Genomic DNA, 18,871 nt, shown 5'->3' with positions numbered 1-18,871 from the left:
ATTGTGTGCTAGAATATCAGACCAGTTCTTAGAATTGGTTTGAAATTAAGCATATTTATAGTTGAGATGAGCATATGATCAGACAACGTACACTGAAAAGTATCGTACAAATGACAGGCGTGGGTTTACACTCAGGCCGTAAAGTTACGCTTACTCTTCGTCCAGCAGCTGCGAACACAGGTGTGATTTATCGTCGTACAGACCTTAATCCGCCAGTTGATTTCCCTGCGGATCCAGAGTCAGTTCGTGACACGATGCTATGTACAGCGTTAGTTAATGATGAAGGCGTACGTATCTCAACGGTTGAGCACTTGAATGCTGCTTTAGCTGGCATGGGCATTGATAACGTTGTTATCGAAGTTGATGCTCCTGAAATTCCAATTATGGATGGCAGTGCAAGTCCTTTTGTATATCTTTTACAATCTGCAGGTATTGAAGAACTTAATACAGCGAAGAAATTCATTCGTATTAAGAAACCTGTTCGCATAGAAGATGGTGATAAGTGGGCTGAAATTCGTCCTTACAACGGTTTCCGTTTAGATTTCACTATTGACTTTAATCACCCTGCGATTGAATCAGATGACCAAAAGCTAGTGTTTGATTTTTCAAGCCAATCGTTTATCAAAGATATTTCACGAGCTCGTACTTTTGGGTTTATGCGTGATATCGAGTACTTACAATCGCAAAATCTATGTTTAGGTGGTAGCTTTGATTGTGCAATCGTACTTGATGATTACCGAATCCTAAATGAAGACGGTCTACGCTTTGATAATGAATTTGTAACGCATAAAGTTCTAGATGCTGTGGGTGACCTATATATGTCAGGTCATAGTATTCTAGGTGAACTTCGTGCATACAAATCAGGTCACGCTTTGAATAATCAGCTACTTCGTGCAGTTCTTGCAGATCAAGAAGCATGGGAGTGGACGACCATTGAGGATGAGCAAGAGTCTCCAGTTGCATTTATGCAACCAGGAATGGTACTTGCGTAAGTAACACATCATCAAATTAAAAAAGCCAAGCGAATGCTTGGCTTTTTTGTATCTGATATATTTTTATTTTTTATTTGCTAATGCAGCGAGACTTTCTAAACGCTTTTTTAATTTAGGAGATGCTGTTTCAGCTACCATTTCTAATGCACTAGCGGCCGCTGCCGATAGCTCACGTTTTGCCTGTTTCTCTGATTTATAAACGGCAGGTTTTTCACCGACAAAGGATCGAGCAAGATCAGGGTTGATCTTTACTTCTAAGTTAGAAAGACTAGGTAAGCCGTGCTTACGAAAAACAGACAACAAAGTTAGTCTTTCGTAATTAATTCTTGTTGCCCAAACACTACTTGATACCTCGATCACCAATGATCCTTGGCGATAATTTGCCACACGGCAATGATTTTCACAGCCTGTAGGCAATGCATCTTCAAGTACATGAGATAGCTTTGACAAAATGATCGCTTTTTCTTGCAGATCTTTAAAACGAGTATTATTGAAAAAATCGTTTGCCGGTTGTGGTCTATGGTCTCGCATCACTAAAAACTCTTATAAATCGTGCGTTATTTGGTGGTGAGTACTAAAGAAAAAGTAATAAATGCCAATTAGATCTGAATTTTTCAGAATTGAAATCAAACTCTACAGATTTACCTTAGGATTGCTTCACGTTATCGCTTATACTTTCTTAATTATTACTTATGATGACAAGCAACACAACTATCTAATGTGGCCTTGAAAAATCAAAGCCTCATCCCCATAAGGTAAGTATATAAAAGAAGTATTTTTCTTAGAGTAAACTCTAGGCGATTGATTCACATTTCAGATTAAACCAGATCATTAATGATCAAGAGATAAAGAGAAGCAACGGAATCATGTTTTCTAAAATTCTAACTAAAGTTATTGGTAGCCGTAATGATCGTACATTACGTAAGCTACGTAAAATCGTAGACCAAATTAATAAACTTGAACCACAATTCGAATCACTACAAGATGAAGAATTAAAAGCGAAAACAATCGAGTTCCGTGCACGTTTAGAGCAAGGTGAAGATTTAGACAATTTACTTCCAGAAGCATTTGCTACAGTACGTGAAGCATCTAAGCGTTTATATGGTATGCGTCACTTTGATGTTCAAATGATTGGCGGTATGGTACTAAACGATAGCCAAATCGCAGAGATGCGTACAGGTGAAGGTAAAACACTAACAGCAACATTGCCATGTTATTTGAATGCATTAACTGGTAAAGGCGTTCACGTTGTTACCGTGAATGACTACTTAGCTAAGCGTGATGCTGAAACAAACCGTGAGTTATTTGAATTCTTAGGCATGACTGTTGGTGTAAACGTTCCAAACATGCCACCTCAAGAGAAGAAACAAGCTTACTTATGTGACATTCTATACGGCACAAACAACGAATTTGGTTTTGATTACCTACGTGACAATATGGCTTTCCGTGCGGAAGATCGTGTTCAACGTGAGCGTTATTTTGCGGTAGTCGATGAAGTGGATTCAATCTTAATCGATGAAGCTCGTACTCCTCTAATTATTTCTGGTCCTGCTGAAGATAGTTCTGAACTGTATATCCGTATCAACACTCTTATCCCTCAACTTGTTAAGCAAGACGAAGAAGACAGTGAAGAATACCGTGGTGAAGGTCACTACACACTAGATGAAAAAGGCAAACAAACGCACTTAACCGAAAATGGTCAAGAGTTTGTTGAGCAACTGCTTAAAGATGCTGGCTTAATGGAAGAAGATGATACGTTGTATTCTCCTGCAAATATTAGCCTGCTTCATCATATTAATGCTGCTTTACGTGCGCATGTGTTATTTGAAAAAGACGTCGATTACATTGTAAAAGATGATGAAGTGATCATTGTTGATGAGCATACAGGTCGTACAATGCCTGGTCGTCGTTGGTCTGAAGGTTTACACCAAGCTGTTGAAGCAAAAGAAGGTGTTAAGATTCAGAATGAAAACCAAACATTGGCTTCTATTACATTCCAAAACTTCTTCCGTTTATATGAAAAACTGTCAGGTATGACAGGTACAGCGGATACAGAAGCATTTGAATTCCAATCAATCTATGGTTTAGATACGGTTGTTATTCCAACTAACCGCCCAATGGCTCGTAATGACATGGGTGATTTAGTTTATATGACAGAAGCAGAAAAATTTGCGGCTATCATTGAAGACATTAAGGGCTGTTCTGAGCGTGGCCAACCGGTTCTTGTTGGTACGGTTTCGATTGAAAAATCAGAATTGCTTTCAAATGCACTGAAAAAAGCAAAAATTAAACATAATGTACTTAATGCGAAATTCCACGAACAAGAGGCCGATATCGTTGCAAATGCAGGTACAGCAAGCGCTGTAACTATCGCAACTAACATGGCTGGTCGTGGTACAGATATCGTGTTAGGTGGTAGTTGGCAGGCAGATGTAGCTAAACTATCAGATCCAACAGAAGAGCAAATCCAAGCGGTAAAAGCGAAATGGAAAGAAGCACATGATGCTGTTCTTGCTTCTGGTGGTTTGCATATTATCGGTACTGAGCGCCATGAATCTCGCCGTATTGATAACCAATTACGTGGTCGTGCTGGTCGTCAAGGTGATGCTGGTTCTTCTCGTTTCTACTTATCGATGGAAGATGCACTAATGCGTATCTTTGCTTCGGATCGTGTATCAGGCATGATGAAGAAGTTAGGTATGGAAGAAGGTGAAGCAATCGAGCACCCATGGGTAACTAAAGCGATTGAAAATGCACAACGTAAAGTTGAAGGTCGTAACTTTGATATTCGTAAGCAACTGCTTGAATACGATGATGTAGCAAATGATCAACGTAAAGTTGTTTATGAACTGCGTGACGAGTTAATGAATGTTGATGATATCAGCGAAATGATCGGTTACAACCGTCAAGAAGTTCTTGAAGGTCTATTTGGTCAATACATTCCACCTCAATCTTTAGAAGAAATGTGGGATGTCGAAGGACTAACGACTCGTCTACGTGCTGATTTTGATTTGGATCTTCCGCTTCAAGAGTGGCTAGATAACGATGATAAACTTCATGAAGATAACCTACGTGAAAAAATCATCGAAGCTGCAGTTCAAGTTTACAAAGAAAAAGAAGAGTCTGTTGGCGAATCAGTTCTACGTAACTTTGAAAAAGCGGTTATGTTACAAACACTTGATGGTCTATGGAAAGAGCACTTAGCTGCAATGGATCACCTACGTCAAGGTATTCACTTACGTGGTTACGCTCAGAAAAACCCGAAACAAGAGTACAAGCGTGAGTCGTTTGAGTTGTTTGAAGGTTTACTTGATACGCTAAAATTTGATGTTGTTTCGATCTTAAGTAAAGTTCGAGTTCAACAGCAAGAAGATGTAGAGCGTATGGAAGAGCAACGTCGTTTACAAGCTGAAGAAGCCGCTCGACGTCAACAGTTACAACATCAAAATGCTGAAAATCAGCTAGATGATGGCGAAGGTGCGGAAGAAGCTCATTCTCCAATGGTTCGTGAAGAACGTAAAGTGGGTCGTAATGAACCTTGCCCATGTGGTTCAGGTAAGAAATACAAACAATGTCACGGTAAGATCTAGTTGATACTTATTGTTCTTCATTGAAAAATAAAAGCCGCTATCATTTAGCGGCTTTTTTATAAGCGTGATATGGATATAGAAAAGGTTATACATGAAACGATTACATATAGTTGCTGCAATCATTTTAAATGCAGAAAAGAACCAAGTCTTTATTACTAAACGTCCAGATAAGGCACATAAAGGAGGCTTTTGGGAGTTTCCTGGAGGCAAAGTTGAAGCAGGAGAAAGTGCAAAACAAGCTCTGATAAGAGAGTTGAATGAAGAGGTTGGAATTAACTCAACGGAGCTCGATATATTTGAATCTTTATCTCATGACTATCCGGATAAATCGCTTTATTTTGATTTTTTTACGGTAACTCAGTTTGAAAACCAACCTTATGGTAAAGAAGGCCAAGAAGGTTTATGGGTATCTATTTCCTCGCTTAAAGAGTATGAGTTTCCTGAAGCGAATGTGCCTGTATTAAATAAAGTCGTAGAGCAATTTAGTTCGTAATTCAGTGACTATCATATAATAGGCATAAAAAAAGCGATCATGATGATCGCTTTTTTATTTGGAATTGGTATTAGTATTGATCTTCAGACCAACCATCAGAGTCTGACATATCGGGAGCTCCCGGAATCGATTTTTCTTCATCGGCCCATTCACCAAAATCAATCATTTGGCATTTTTTACTGCAAAATGGACGAAATGGGCTTTCAGCATTCCAAACAACAGCAGACTGACATGTTGGACATTTAACGATAGTTGGTTGCTCTGTAGTTGGTTTTGTCATAGTTTCCTCAGCAGACAGCAAGCGTGAACTCGATATCTTTTTCGCAATTCTTATTTGTTTCAAAAGACATAAAGCGTAACGCAAAACGACTTTTATGCCCAGAGATCATTGGATAAACACCTTGATCAATTGGTATTTCAAGACGAAGCAAGTTGGCATTTTCCATTTCACTCTGCATGAATCCATTACGAGCGATTTGAGGCTCAAAGCGTGCTGTTTCTCTAGTAAGTCTTAACCATAAAGATAAGGCATCAGAAAGAGAAAGCAGTTGTGCCATCCAATTATGCGTATTACGGCAGCGCACTTCTAATGGTAAATGTAGCCAATGATGTAGAGCTGGTAAGTCAAAACAGCAATCTCCACCAGGAATAAAGAAACGTTGTTTTAATGCAGAAAGGAAGCGATCCTCTTTTAAAGAGTGACCTGGGCGAGTGGTTTGCATTAGGTTTTGATGTACCTGACTGATCTGTTCAAGTACAGAAAGTAGTGCTGATTGATCAACGCCTTCAATGTCCATCCAAGCTCGATATTGTAAGCGAAGCTTTTCTAGATCTTTACCTAGCTCTGCTTTTACTTGTACCTGTTCTAAGATATCAAGCATATTAAATAAAGAACTGAAAAAAACTTGGTATTCAAATGGTTGTGTTAAATCAGCGGAATGCCCTAATTTACGAAATAGCGATTCTATTCGTAAATAAATTCGAGTCCTTTCATTTAAAGGGTGTTCAAATTTTTGCATACCCAATCCATTCATAGTCGTTATTCATTCTCTTTATTTATAGATGCCAGAGACAATAGCAGATATTTCTCATGTAGCAGAGATATTTTCATATCTAAGTCGTTATTTTGTTGATCGTTATTAATTATATCATCCGCAGCCGCTAAACGTTCTTCTCTTGATGCTTGTGAAGCAAGAATAGCTTTAACTTGTTGATGATTTACTTTATCACGATTTACAGTACGATTAATTTGAGTTTGCTCCAAAACATCAACAACAAGCACACGATTTGCTAAATATTGTAACTTATTCTCAACTAAAAGAGGCACTACAAGCAATGTGTACTCTGAAGTGGATAAAGCTATTTGACGTTGCATCTCTGAACGGATCAATGGATGTAATAAATCATTGAGCCACTGTTTTTCACTAGGTTCAGAAAAAATACACTCACGCAACTTCGCTCTATTTAAATGACCATCGTTCAATAAAATCTGTGGTCCAAAATGTTGCTCTATTTGAGTCAATCCTTCGGTACCTGGATTAACAACTTCACGAGCAATAATATCAGCATCAACAATATTGATGTTATAGAGCGCTTGAAAGCGATCGGCAACGGTGGTCTTTCCACTACCAATACCACCAGTAATTGCTACGACATAACTCATAGTGGCAAACCTAGAATGTGATTAAAATACCATTGGCTAATGTTTTGTCCCCATAATAGGCAGACCCAGCCAGCAATGGCTAAATAAGGACCAAAAGGAATTGCTTTATCAAACCCTTTCTTTTGAGCGGTTAGCATGATGACACCAATGATTGCTCCGACAACAGAAGACAATAGAATAAGCAATGGTAGCTGCTGCCAACCAAGCCATGCTCCAAGAGCTGCGAGTAATTTGAAATCACCATAACCCATGCCTTCTTTGCCTGTAAGTAGCTTAAAGCCCCAGTAAATAGACCATAAAATCAAATAGCCAGCCATTGCTCCGACAACGGAATCAACTAAGCTTACTGAACTCCAGCCCACTAGAGCTAAGTATAGACCACTCCATAGTAGAGGTAGGGTGATTTGATCTGGCAGTAACATGGTATCAATATCAATAAAGGTTAATGCGATCAAAACTAGAGTAAATAGAACGGCAGCAACAGCAAAATATGAGAAGGGTAATAAGTACGAAACGGCAAAACACATTGCGCCTGATAGTAGTTCAATTGCAGGATATCGAAAACTGATAGGGTTACTGCATTTACGACACTTTCCTTTTAACAAAAGCCAACTAATGACAGGAATGTTGTCATAGAATTTAATTTGAGTTTGACATTTTGGACAGCGAGAACGAGGAACACTTAAATTAAAGGTTTCTTCTTTTTCTTCATTGGTTTTTTCTGGGGCGAGATCTGGAAAGCAATCAATGCAGTCTTTTTTCCATTCCTTTTCCATCATGATGGGTAAACGATAAATTACGACATTTAAAAAACTACCAACAAGCAAACCAAATAGGGTGGCAAATAGAGGGAAAAGCCAAGGGTAATAATCAAAAACAGCCATGTAAAAGCGTCCAATATCAGTAATTAACGTATTTAGCTGATGGTATCAGAATTCATTAAAATGAAGTAGTTAAGAGTATAAACTTAACGCACTTATTACACGTTTTAGCCAATAACACTCATTAGGTTAAAGATTGGAAGGTACATAGACACCACTAAACCACCAATCATGGTGCCAAGAAAAACGATAATAAACGGCTCTAGAATTTTACCTAAGTTATCAACGGTGTTATCAACATCTTCCTCATAAACATGAGCAATTTTATTTAGCATGTCATCTAGCTTTCCTGATTCTTCTCCAATCATAACCATTTGCAGTACCATTTCAGGAAAGGCTTCGGTATGTCGCATGGCAATATAAAGCGGCATACCAGCAGCGGTGTGCTGTTGTACAGATAAGATGGCTTCTTGATAGTAAAGATTACCGGCGGTTTTACTGGTGGTTTGTAAGCTGTGCAAAATCGGTAAACCTGAACTAAAACTGGTTGCTAAAGTACGGGAAAATTTAGCAATGGCCGCTTTAGACAGTACGGTACCAATGATGGGAACTTGCAAGCTATGGCGACTCACTTTCATTCTAAAAAAGTAGGACTTCTTCTTTAATGCACTGAGCATTAGGATGGTGAGCATCATAAGTAAAAGAATATGTAGCCCATACTCTTGTAAGTTATGAGAGATATTAATTACTTGTTGAGTAAACCAAGGTAATTCAGCGCCAAAGCCTTTAAAAATATTCTCGAACTCTGGGATAACAAAAGTAAGCATTAAAATCGTTACGGTTATTGCAACTAAAAAGACCATGCTTGGATAGATCATGGCTTTGATTACTTTAGAACGTAAAGCATCACTTTTTTCCCTATACTCTGCCAAACGAGCGAAAGCTTGAGCTAAGCTGCCAGTCTCTTCCCCGGTCGCTATAAGGTCGATATAAAAAGAATTAAAATGGGAACAGCTACTAGAAAGCGCTTTAGATAATTGAGTACCAGCTTCGATGGATAAGCACACTTGATGCAAGATGGATTTCATTTCCGCTTTGGTGTTGTTTTCTGCGATGAGTTGCAGTGATTGAACAACCGGAACACCAGAGGCAAGCATGGTGGAAAGCTGGCGAGTAAAGAGGGTGATGTCTTTGCGCTTAACGGCGTGCTTCATTTTTTCAAAGCTAGAAATACTACGCTTTTTAATTTTTTTTATCTGGATGTTCTGCTCAGTTAATTTTATTCTGACTTCTACATCACTTAATGCGAGCTGTTTTCCAGATACCTTTTTTCCTGAACTGTTAATGCCACGCCATTGAAAGCTTTTTAATACGATTGCTTTGGATTTCTTTTTTGTTTTAGGCATTTGAATTATCTACTTATCTTTAAAAATAGAGTACACGGTTTAGTTCTTGTAAGCTGGTTGTGCCATCTTCTAATCGTTTAATTCCTGAGGTTTTTAGGTTATCCATACCTTGCTGAATGGCAATTTGTTCTATTTGTCTAACGGTTGCACCTTTTAAAATGGCAACAGACAGTTCTCGGGTGAATGGCATCACTTCATAAATACCAATACGCCCTGAGTAACCATGAGTGCATTCATTACACCCTTCTTTATTGGCTTGATAAATAATGGCTGAAGGTGCAATGTTATATTCTTCTCGTAACTCATCACTTAAATGATCTTCTTGTTTGCATAAATTACAGAGACGACGAGCCAACCGTTGGGCAATGATCAAACTAAGAGAGGAAGCTAAGTTGAAATTTTCAATTCCCATGTTGCCTAGCCTAACGACGGTTTCTGCTGCGGAATTTGTATGTAGGGTAGAAAGAACTAAGTGCCCAGTTTGAGCAGCCTTGACCGCAATCTCTGCCGTTTCGAGATCTCGTATTTCACCTACCATGACGATATCTGGATCTTGACGTAAAAAAGATCGTAAAGCGTGAGCGAAAGTAAGGCCGATTTTTGGATTCACTTGAACTTGGTTTATCCCATTCAAGTTGATCTCAACTGGATCTTCCGCTGTTGAAATGTTTTGTTCTGTAGTGTTGAGAATATTAAGACCAGAATAAAGAGAGACGGTTTTCCCACTGCCTGTAGGACCTGTCATTAATATCATCCCTTGAGGGCGTTTTAAGGCTTCTAAATATAGGGCTTTTTGTTGATCGCTATAGCCTAGTTTATCAATATTTAAATTAGCCGCGCTGCTGTCTAATAAACGCAGAACAATTTTTTCACCCCATAAGGTTGGCAGTGAAGAAACACGCATATCAATCGAAGTGGTACTGTTTAATTTGAGTTTAATACGCCCATCTTGTGGTAGACGACGTTCTGCAATGTCTAATTTTGCCATGATTTTAAGGCGAGCAGATAAACGACGGCTTAAATGAGCCGATGGGCGGCTGTTTTCCACTAAGATCCCATCGCAGCGAAAACGCACTCGATAATTATCTTCATAGGGTTCAAAGTGAATATCTGATACTCCTTTACGCACCGCTTCTAATAAAATTTGGTTAATAAAGCGAGTGACTGGAGCATCGTCTTGGCTGAGATCTTCTGTAGCGCTTATCTCATCAAGTGAAACATCAACCAGTGAGGCTAACTCATCTTGGGTTATCTCTTTATGTTGATTGTCATTTGCAGACAATCCTGCACCGTAGACTCGTCGAATAGCGGCTTGGATTTGTCCTTGATCCGCAAGTACTAATTCAATTTGTTTTCCGCTGGTAAAGCGAAAGTCATCTTCTATTTGAGCAATACTTGGATCAGCGACAGCAAGACGAATCGTGCAACTGTCGTGATTAACTGGAAGGGCTTGATAGCGAGTAATGAGATCGCGAAGCCCTAGTTTTTGACAAGTGGCAGCATAATCGAATTGAGTCACGTTGATCACCTCAAGCCCAAATATTTGTGCAAGGTGACTCACGAGTTCATCAGGAGTAAATATCCCCTGAGCTAAAAGAGCAGAAGGCACGGTGTGCGTTTCTGCTTGAACTGACTCTATGATACTGCTTTCTTGCGTCGCACTGATTAACTCAGCTTGACGCAAGATAGAGGCGAGGTTGGTGTGCATAACTATTTAGAACAGCCCTCTACACCATCAGTAACCGTTGTACTACAAGACCAGCCAGTGCTTGCATTTCTGTTCATTGAGATTGTCTTAGTCTTTAATTTCCCGGCATCAGCACCAAATGTAAAAACGATTGAAGTTGCACCTGAAATTGATAACTTACCAAGTTTATTGGCATCTTCACTAATATTTAAAGTTGTTATAGCTCCGCTTAATTCACCATTATCTTGTATAATTAATTCAGCAGGGGTAACTAATGATTTTAATGTAGCTAGTCCTGAAGCTGCTTGGCTTTTTGATACATAATCTTTATATGCAGGAATTGCGATTGCTGATAATACACCAATAATTGCAACTACAATCATTAACTCAATTAGAGTAAAACCTTTCTGTCCTTGACGCTTTTTCATATTTATCTCCAAGATGAATCGGGGTGATTCATGTTTTATTTGATGCGTAAAATAATAAAACGAATAGAGAGATATGGTAGAGCGAAAAGAGAGCCTTTCGAGTGAGTAATAAATTTATGCTGTGATAAATGTAAACAGCAAAATCAAATACGATTCACTTCAAGAAGTCATAAATTAAACCTTGTTGTCGATCGCAAGTCTTAATTTAGATACGGCTGTTTAACTTGTTAGGTGAGCTGTTGATTATGTGAATAGTATCAAAGATATAAGAGAGTAGTTGTGTACTAAAAATAAAAAAAGCCAGTAAATTTACTGGCTTTTTGTTTATCGATAATTCTGCGATTTATTTAAAACGCATCGATAAATCCATGGCTTTAAGATGCTTGGTTAATGCACCAACAGAGATGTAATCAACGCCTGTTTCAGCATATTCAGCAATCGTATCTAAAGTCACGTTACCTGAGTTTTCTAGTGCGGCACGACCTGCGTTAATTTTTACTGCTTTACGCATCATGTCAGTGGTGAAGTTATCTAGCATAATAATGTCAGCACCAGCATCAATCGCTTGCTGTAGCTCTTCTAGACTTTCAGTTTCAACTTCTACTGGTTTACCTGGGTTCAGCTCTTTTGCTGTTGTGATGGCTTTTTCAATTCCGCCACACGCAATGATATGGTTTTCTTTAATTAGGTAAGCATCAAACACGCCAATACGGTGATTGAAACCACCGCCACACGCTACGGCATATTTTAATGCACTGCGCAAACCTGGAATGGTTTTACGAGTATCAAGTAGACGACAATTCGTGTGTGCAATTTTTTCAGCGTAGGTTGCAGTTACTGTTGAGCAACCAGATAGCGTTTGAATAAAGTTCATTGCATTTCGTTCACCAGTTAATAGTGTGCGAGCAGGTCCCGTTAAGGTACAAAGCGTTTGGTTTGGTTCAACTTTATCGCCATCTTTAACATGCCATTCAATGCTTACTGTGCCGCCCAGTTGTTTAAACACTTCATCAGCCCACATTTGGCCACAGAAAACACCATGCTCACGAGTAATAATCGTTGCAACAGATTGAGTATCTTCAGCAATTAGACTAGCTGTGATGTCTGTACTTACATCTAATGTACCGCCTAAATCTTCACGTAAAGTATCTGCAACGGCACGAGTAATTTCAGTAGGAAGTTGCTGTTGTAAATATTCAAGACGAGATGCGCTGTCGTGAGTTTTGATCATGATGAAGTCCATTGAATTATTTGAAATACGTTTATGGCAATAATAATACTCGCGCTAGAGTAGAATTTCATCATAAGATACTCAAAGTTACTTCAATTTACGCAGGAATGAACATGAAATTTACTTTATCAGCAGATCACTGGCTAAACGAAGCAAAACATGTTGCCTCTCCTTTTTATGATGAACGCTCTGATGAAGATGATATTTCATTGCTCGTTGTACACAATATTAGCTTACCACCGGGGCAGTTTGGTGGGCCTTATATCGAGCAATTATTTACCGGTAAGCTTGATCCAAATGAACATCCTTTCTTTAAAGTCATTCATCAATTTAAAGTATCAGCACATTGCCTAATTCGCCGCGATGGAAGTGTTATTCAGTTTGTCCCTTTTAATGCAAGAGCTTGGCATGCAGGTGTTTCTTCGTTCGTAGGACGTGAACGATGCAACGATTATAGTATTGGAATTGAGTTAGAAGGGACGGATTTTACGGCCTATACTCAAAAACAATATGAAGCTTTAGCGGTTGTAACAAACGTGCTACAAGCCGCTTACCCCCAAATAGTTAATGAACGAATTACGGGGCATCAATATATTGCACCATTGCGAAAGACAGATCCCGGCCTTTCATTTGACTGGAAAAAATACCATAAGTTAAGGAAATAAAAGGATTTACTTTAAAGTAGAGAATTTTGTTTTTCTTACTTATGACACGCTTTATTAGCTGAAATCTCCAAATTGGTCTTACCAATTATTATTAGCGCGTACAGTGAATGTTAACTAAATGTATGCGCTAACCCCTTTCTATGATTCAAATCAATTTTTATCTAGACAGTATCCCTTTTTTCATGATAACTTTTGCATTAAATAAAATTGGTAATACCAATTATTAAAGTGACGAATGACTCACGGAAATGTGGGAAGTAATCAACTTAAATTAGGTTGAGCTACGATGACATATCAAAGGATACGCCAGCCAAAATTGTCCGATGTAATCGAACAAGAGTTAGAAAGGCTGATATTAGAAGGAATCCTTTCTCCTGGTCAGAAGTTACCGGCAGAAAGAGAGTTAGCAAAACAGTTTGATGTTTCTCGACCATCAGTTCGAGAGGCGATACAACGTTTAGAAGCGAAGCATTTATTGACTCGGCGTCAAGGTGGCGGAACCTTTGTAAATAAAGGGTTATGGCAAAGTTTTTCTGAGCCATTGTTAGATTTATTGGCCACTCACCCTGAAACGCAATTTGATTTACTTGAGTCACGCCACGCACTAGAAGGTATTTCAGCCTACTATGCCGCTTTACGTGGTAACGAAGAAGATTTTAAACGGATCAAAGAGTCACATCGTTTGATCCAACAAGCACAAAAAAATGGTGATCTTGAAGCGGAAGCTTCTGCGGTTATGCACTATCTTATAACAGTAACCGAATCAGCACATAATGTGGTGCTGCTCCATATGGTTCGTAGTCTGGAACCTTTGCTTGAACAAAACGTATTACAAAATTTTACCTTATTAAATCGTCGAGAATCGGTGGTGGAAAAGGTAAGAGAGCACAGAGCTGAAATTGTAGAAGCTATCGTGTCAGGTAAGCCTGAAGAAGCACGTTTAGCCTCGCATTCTCATCTCGCTTATATTGAAGAAACGTTGCTGGAATTGACCAAAGAAGAATCACGACGTGAGTGTTCACTTCGTCGAATTCAGCAAAATAACGATATGAATTAAGTAAGAGAATATCGTTGATACCCTATTTGAACCAACAAATAAAAGGATAGCTCGCATGTCTGACATGAAGCATGACGTTGATGCACTAGAAACTCAGGATTGGTTAGAAGCTCTTGAGTCTGTTGTACGTGAAGAAGGTGTTGAACGCGCCCAGTATCTATTAGAGCAAGTTCTTGATAAAGCTCGTTTAGATGGCGTTGATATGCCAACAGGTATTAATACCAACTACATCAATACCATCCCAGCGGCACAAGAGCCTGCTTACCCAGGTGATGTTACTCTTGAACGTCGTATCCGTTCAATTATTCGTTGGAACGCAATCATGATCGTTCTACGTGCTTCGAAGAAAGATTTGGATCTAGGTGGCCACATGGCTTCTTACCAATCTGCAGCTGCATTCTACGAAGTATGTTTCAACCACTTCTTCCGTGCTCCTAACGAGAAAGATGGCGGTGATTTAGTTTATTACCAAGGTCATATCTCTCCAGGTATCTACTCTCGTGCATTCGTTGAAGGCCGTCTAACTGAAGAGCAGCTAGATAATTTCCGTCAAGAAGTAGATGGCAAAGGTATTCCTTCATACCCACACCCTAAATTAATGCCTGAGTTCTGGCAGTTCCCTACAGTATCTATGGGTCTTGGTCCAATTTCTGCTATCTACCAAGCACGTTTCCTTAAGTACCTTGAAGGCCGTGGTCTTAAAGATACTTCAGCTCAACGTGTATACGCTTTCCTAGGCGACGGTGAGATGGATGAGCCAGAATCACGTGGTGCGATTTCTTTCGCTGCACGTGAAAAACTAGACAACCTATGTTTCCTAATCAACTGTAACCTACAGCGTCTAGATGGCCCTGTTATGGGTAATGGTAAGATCATTCAAGAGCTTGAAGGTCTATTCAAAGGTGCTGGTTGGAACGTTGTTAAAGTTATCTGGGGCAACAACTGGGATGCTCTACTAGCTAAAGATACAACTGGTAAGCTTCTTCAGCTTATGAATGAAACTATCGATGGCGATTACCAAACATTTAAATCTAAAGATGGCGCATACGTACGTGAGCACTTCTTTGGTAAGTACCCTGAAACAGCTGCACTAGTTGCAGATATGACTGATGACCAAATCTTCGAATTGAAGCGTGGTGGTCACGATTCTTCTAAACTGTTTGCTGCATTTAATAATGCAAAAGAAACAGGTGGTAAACCAACAGTAATCCTAGCTAAAACAGTTAAAGGTTACGGCATGGGTGATGCTGCAGAAGGCAAAAACATCGCACACGGTGTTAAGAAAATGGACATGACTCACGTACAATACCTACGTGATCGTCTAGGTCTACAAGACATTCTTTCTGACGAGAAAGTAGCTGAACTACCTTACTTGAAACTGGAAGAAGGTTCTGCTGAATACGAATACCTACACGCTCGTCGTAAAGCGCTACAAGGTTACACGCCTAAGCGTCTACCTAAATTCACTCAAGAATTTAAAGTTCCTGAGCTTGAAGAATTTGCACCTCTACTAGGTGAGCAAAAGCGTGACATCTCTACAACGATGGCTTACGTTCGTACGTTAAACATCCTACTTAAAAATAAGAACATCGGTAAAAACATTGTTCCTATTATCTGTGATGAAGCTCGTACATTCGGTATGGAAGGTCTGTTCCGTCAGATTGGTATCTACAACCCACACGGTCAAGAATATACTCCTGAAGATAAAGGCATTGTTTCTTACTACAAAGAAGCTACTTCAGGCCAAGTTCTTCAAGAAGGTATCAATGAATTAGGTTCAATGGCATCTTGGGTTGCTGCTGCGACTTCTTACAGCACAAACGATCTACCAATGATCCCATTCTACATCTACTACTCAATGTTCGGTTTCCAACGTATTGGTGACATGGCATGGTTAGCAGGTGACCAACAAGCTCGTGGTTTCCTATTAGGTGCAACAGCTGGTCGTACAACGCTAAATGGTGAAGGTCTACAGCACGAAGACGGCCATTCACACATTATGGCAAACACAGTTCCTAACTGTATCTCTTACGACCCAACGTTTGCTTACGAGCTAGCGGTAATCATGCAAGACGGTATCCGTCGTATGTATGGTGAGAACCAAGAAAACATTTACTACTACCTAACAGTAATGAATGAAAACTACGCAATGCCAGCAATGCCAGAAGGCGCTGAAGAAGGCATCCGTAAAGGTATCTACAAGCTTGAATCTCACGCTGGTGCTAAAGGCAAAGTTCAGTTAATGAGCTCTGGTACTATCATGAATGAAGTGCGTAAAGCAGCACAAATTCTAAGTGAAGAGTACGGCGTAGCATCTGATATCTTCTCTGTAACGTCTTTCAACGAGCTAACTCGTGATGGTCAAGATGCAGAGCGTTACAACATGCTACACCCAGAAGCAGAAGCGAAAGTACCGTACATCACAACGGTTCTTGGTAACGAACCAGCAATCGCTGCGACTGATTACATGAAGAACTACGCTGAACAAGTACGTGCGTACATGCCAACTGAATCTTATAAAGTACTTGGTACTGATGGTTTTGGTCGTTCAGACAGCCGTGAGAACCTACGTCGTCACTTCGAAGTTAACGCAGGCTACGTAGTTGTTGCTGCTCTAACTGAATTAGTGAAACGTGGTGATATTGAGAAATCTGTTGTTACAGAAGCAATTGCTAAATTCAATATCGACACAGAAAAAACTAACCCGCAATACGCATAAGACTTCCATTAATTAAGGAAACAAACAATGACAATCGAAATTAATGTACCTGACATCGGTGCAGATGAGGTTGAAGTAACTGAGATTCTAGTTAAGGTCGGTGACCGAGTTGAAGAAGAGCAGTCACTGATCACTGTTGAAGGCGATAAAGCTTCTATGGAAGTTCCTGCGTCTCAAGCGGGTATCGTTAAAGAGATCAAAATTGCTGAAGGTGATTCAGTAACAACGGGTTCTCTTATTATGATCTTTGAAGCAGAGGGTGCGGCAGAAGCACCTGCTGCTCCAGCAGTTGAAGCGGCACCAGTTGCTGCTCCTGCTGCAGCATCAGTTGCAGAGCTTAAAGAAGTTCACGTTCCTGATATCGGTGGTGATGAAGTTGAAGTAACTGAAATCATGGTTGCAGTTGGCGATACAGTAGAAGAAGAGCAATCTCTTTTAACTGTTGAAGGCGACAAAGCATCTATGGAAGTTCCAGCTCCATTTGCAGGCACGGTAAAAGAAATCAAAATTGCTTCTGGTGATTCAGTATCAACTGGTTCTCTAGTGATGATCTTTGAAGTTGCAGGTTCAGCACCAACTGCACCAGCAGTTGAAGCGGCAGCGCCAGTTGCAGCAGCTCCTGCGGCATCTGCAGAGAAAGAAGTGAACGTTCCAGATATCGGCGGTGATGAAGTAGAAGTAACTGAAATCATGGTTGCCGTTGGTGATACAGTAGAAGAAGAGCAATCTTTAATTACTGTTGAAGGCGACAAAGCATCAATGGAAGTTCCTGCACCATTTGCTGGTACAGTAAAAGAAATTAAGATTGCTGCAGGCGATAAAGTATCGACTGGCTCTTTAATCATGACATTTGTTGTTGAAGGTGCGGCACCAGCGGCTCCTCAAGCGGCGGCAGCTCCAGTTGCACAAGCAGCTCCTGCAGCGGCACCAGTTGCAGCAGCTTCTGCTCCTGCATCAACAGGTGAATTTGAAGCGAACAACGATTACGCCCATGCGTCTCCAGTTGTACGTCGTCTTGCTCGTGAATTTGGTGTAAACCTAGCGAAAGTTAAAGGTACTGGCCGTAAGAACCGTATCCTTAAAGAAGACGTTCAAGGTTTCGTGAAAGATGCACTTAAACGCCTTGAGTCTGGTGCAGCTGCATCAGGTAAAGGTGGTGACGGTTCAGCGCTTGGTTTACTTCCTTGGCCAAAAGTTGATTTCAGCAAGTTTGGTGAAACAGAAGTTCAGAAACTTTCTAAGATCAAGAAGATTTCTGGTGCAAACCTACACCGTAACTGGGTAATGATCCCTCACGTTACACAGTGGGATAACGCAGACATCACTGAGCTAGAAGCATTCCGTAAAGAGCAAAATGCAATCGAAGCTAAAAATGATACAGGCATGAAGATCACGCCACTTGTATTCATTATGAAAGCAGTTGCTAAAGCACTTGAAGCGTTCCCAGCGTTTAACTCTTCTCTATCTGAAGATGGCGAAAGCATCATTCTTAAGAAGTATGTAAACGTAGGTATCGCAGTTGATACGCCAAATGGCCTAGTAGTTCCTGTATTTAAAGACGTGAACAAAAAAGGTATTTACGAGCTATCTGAAGAGCTAATGGCTGTTTCTAAGAAAGCACGTGCTGGTAAACTAACCGCTTCTGATATGCAAGGCGGTTGTTTCACAATCTCAAGCCTTGGTGGTATCGGTGGTACTGCATTTACACCAATCGTAAATGCACCAGAAGTTGGTATCCTAGGTGTTTCTAAGTCTGAGATTAAACCAGTATGGAATGGCAAAGAGTTCGCTCCGCGTCTACAGCTTCCACTGTCTCTGTCTTATGACCACCGTGTTATCGATGGCGCAGAGGGTGCTCGTTTCATTACTTTCTTAAACAGTGCATTATCAGACATTCGTCGTCTAGTACTGTAATTAGCGGTTATTGAAACAAACAATAAGGTGGCTAATAGGTCACCTTATTGCTTAATAAGCTTAAGGATTTATTCCTTACATTATATTTTTTAAAGCAATTTGCAGTTTTTTTTAATGTTCCAAAAGGAGCATGCTGAATGTGAATTGTTGTCTAGCTCACAGGCTAACCCCAACTTGCTTTCACACTGTTAACATATATGTAAAA

The 18,871-nt window shown here is 40.0% G+C and carries 16 protein-coding genes; 7 read left to right on the top strand and 9 right to left on the bottom strand.

The features are described 5' to 3' along the window. The first annotated feature begins 74 nt into the window (after positions 1–74). A complete protein-coding gene (gene lpxC, locus AVFI_RS11535) occupies positions 75–992 on the top strand; it encodes a UDP-3-O-acyl-N-acetylglucosamine deacetylase (protein WP_011262630.1) in 918 nt (305 codons plus the stop codon). Positions 993–1,055: 63 nt separating this feature from the next. Here the strand turns inward: lpxC and AVFI_RS11530 are convergent, their stop codons facing one another. Then, positions 1,056–1,523 (bottom strand): DUF721 domain-containing protein, encoded by a 468-nt coding sequence (locus tag AVFI_RS11530; RefSeq protein WP_063663670.1) that lies wholly within the window; start codon positions 1,521–1,523, stop codon positions 1,056–1,058. 335 nt (positions 1,524–1,858) lie between these two features. Here AVFI_RS11530 and secA point away from each other — a divergent pair, with 335 nt between their 5' ends. After that, the gene (gene secA, locus AVFI_RS11525; protein WP_012533557.1) at positions 1,859–4,582 is read left to right on the top strand and encodes a preprotein translocase subunit SecA; all 2,724 of its coding nucleotides are present in this window, start codon (positions 1,859–1,861) and stop codon (positions 4,580–4,582) included. A 91-nt stretch (positions 4,583–4,673) separates the two neighbouring features. Further along, positions 4,674–5,075, top strand: a complete 402-nt coding sequence (gene mutT / locus AVFI_RS11520) for an 8-oxo-dGTP diphosphatase MutT (protein ID WP_012533258.1) — start codon at positions 4,674–4,676, stop codon at positions 5,073–5,075. A gap of 70 nt (positions 5,076–5,145) precedes the next feature. On the opposite strand, the gene yacG is transcribed toward mutT, so the two are convergent. The 8 genes from yacG to nadC form a co-directional block, all read right to left on the bottom strand. Beyond that, on the bottom strand, positions 5,146–5,355 hold the full coding sequence (gene yacG / locus AVFI_RS11515; protein ID WP_012534335.1) for a DNA gyrase inhibitor YacG: 210 nt from the start codon (positions 5,353–5,355) through the stop codon (positions 5,146–5,148). Positions 5,356–5,362: 7 nt separating this feature from the next. Continuing rightward, positions 5,363–6,109, bottom strand: coding sequence for a cell division protein ZapD (zapD, locus tag AVFI_RS11510; RefSeq protein WP_005420900.1), 747 nt, complete (start codon positions 6,107–6,109; stop codon positions 5,363–5,365). A 5-nt stretch (positions 6,110–6,114) separates the two neighbouring features. After that, positions 6,115–6,738: a dephospho-CoA kinase gene (gene coaE / locus AVFI_RS11505; RefSeq protein WP_188863588.1), complete on the bottom strand. Its 624-nt coding sequence runs from the start codon at positions 6,736–6,738 to the stop codon at positions 6,115–6,117. Continuing rightward, entirely contained in the window at positions 6,735–7,622 is an 888-nt protein-coding gene (locus tag AVFI_RS11500; protein ID WP_017019492.1) for a prepilin peptidase, read from the bottom strand. The genes coaE and AVFI_RS11500 overlap by 4 nt, the downstream gene beginning before the upstream one ends. A 104-nt stretch (positions 7,623–7,726) precedes the next feature. After that, positions 7,727–8,965: a type II secretion system F family protein gene (locus tag AVFI_RS11495; RefSeq protein ID WP_188863587.1), complete on the bottom strand. Its 1,239-nt coding sequence runs from the start codon at positions 8,963–8,965 to the stop codon at positions 7,727–7,729. Between the two features lie 19 nt (positions 8,966–8,984). Further along, entirely contained in the window at positions 8,985–10,673 is a 1,689-nt protein-coding gene (gene pilB, locus AVFI_RS11490; RefSeq protein WP_188863586.1) for a type IV-A pilus assembly ATPase PilB, read from the bottom strand. Between the two features lie 2 nt (positions 10,674–10,675). Beyond that, positions 10,676–11,080: a pilin gene (locus tag AVFI_RS11485; RefSeq protein WP_054775673.1), complete on the bottom strand. Its 405-nt coding sequence runs from the start codon at positions 11,078–11,080 to the stop codon at positions 10,676–10,678. A gap of 343 nt (positions 11,081–11,423) precedes the next feature. Next, on the bottom strand, positions 11,424–12,311 hold the full coding sequence (nadC, locus tag AVFI_RS11480; RefSeq protein ID WP_012533422.1) for a carboxylating nicotinate-nucleotide diphosphorylase: 888 nt from the start codon (positions 12,309–12,311) through the stop codon (positions 11,424–11,426). A 113-nt stretch (positions 12,312–12,424) separates the two neighbouring features. On the opposite strand from nadC, the gene ampD reads away from it, so the two are divergent. The 4 genes from ampD to aceF all read left to right on the top strand — a co-directional run bounded on the left by ampD (position 12,425) and on the right by aceF (position 18,666). Further along, positions 12,425–12,976, top strand: a complete 552-nt coding sequence (ampD, locus tag AVFI_RS11475; protein ID WP_155663039.1) for a 1,6-anhydro-N-acetylmuramyl-L-alanine amidase AmpD — start codon at positions 12,425–12,427, stop codon at positions 12,974–12,976. A 286-nt stretch (positions 12,977–13,262) separates the two neighbouring features. Further along, on the top strand, positions 13,263–14,033 hold the full coding sequence (gene pdhR, locus AVFI_RS11470; RefSeq protein WP_005420885.1) for a pyruvate dehydrogenase complex transcriptional repressor PdhR: 771 nt from the start codon (positions 13,263–13,265) through the stop codon (positions 14,031–14,033). A gap of 55 nt (positions 14,034–14,088) precedes the next feature. Next, positions 14,089–16,752 (top strand): pyruvate dehydrogenase (acetyl-transferring), homodimeric type, encoded by a 2,664-nt coding sequence (gene aceE, locus AVFI_RS11465; RefSeq protein WP_065621851.1) that lies wholly within the window; start codon positions 14,089–14,091, stop codon positions 16,750–16,752. A 27-nt stretch (positions 16,753–16,779) separates the two neighbouring features. Beyond that, positions 16,780–18,666 (top strand): pyruvate dehydrogenase complex dihydrolipoyllysine-residue acetyltransferase, encoded by a 1,887-nt coding sequence (gene aceF / locus AVFI_RS11460; protein ID WP_155663041.1) that lies wholly within the window; start codon positions 16,780–16,782, stop codon positions 18,664–18,666. Positions 18,667–18,871 lie beyond the last annotated feature (205 nt).

This window comes from Aliivibrio fischeri ATCC 7744 = JCM 18803 = DSM 507 (assembly GCF_023983475.1).
In the GTDB taxonomy this organism is placed as follows: Bacteria; Pseudomonadota; Gammaproteobacteria; order Enterobacterales; family Vibrionaceae; genus Aliivibrio; species Aliivibrio fischeri.
This window is presented reverse-complemented; position numbering and strand designations above follow the sequence as displayed.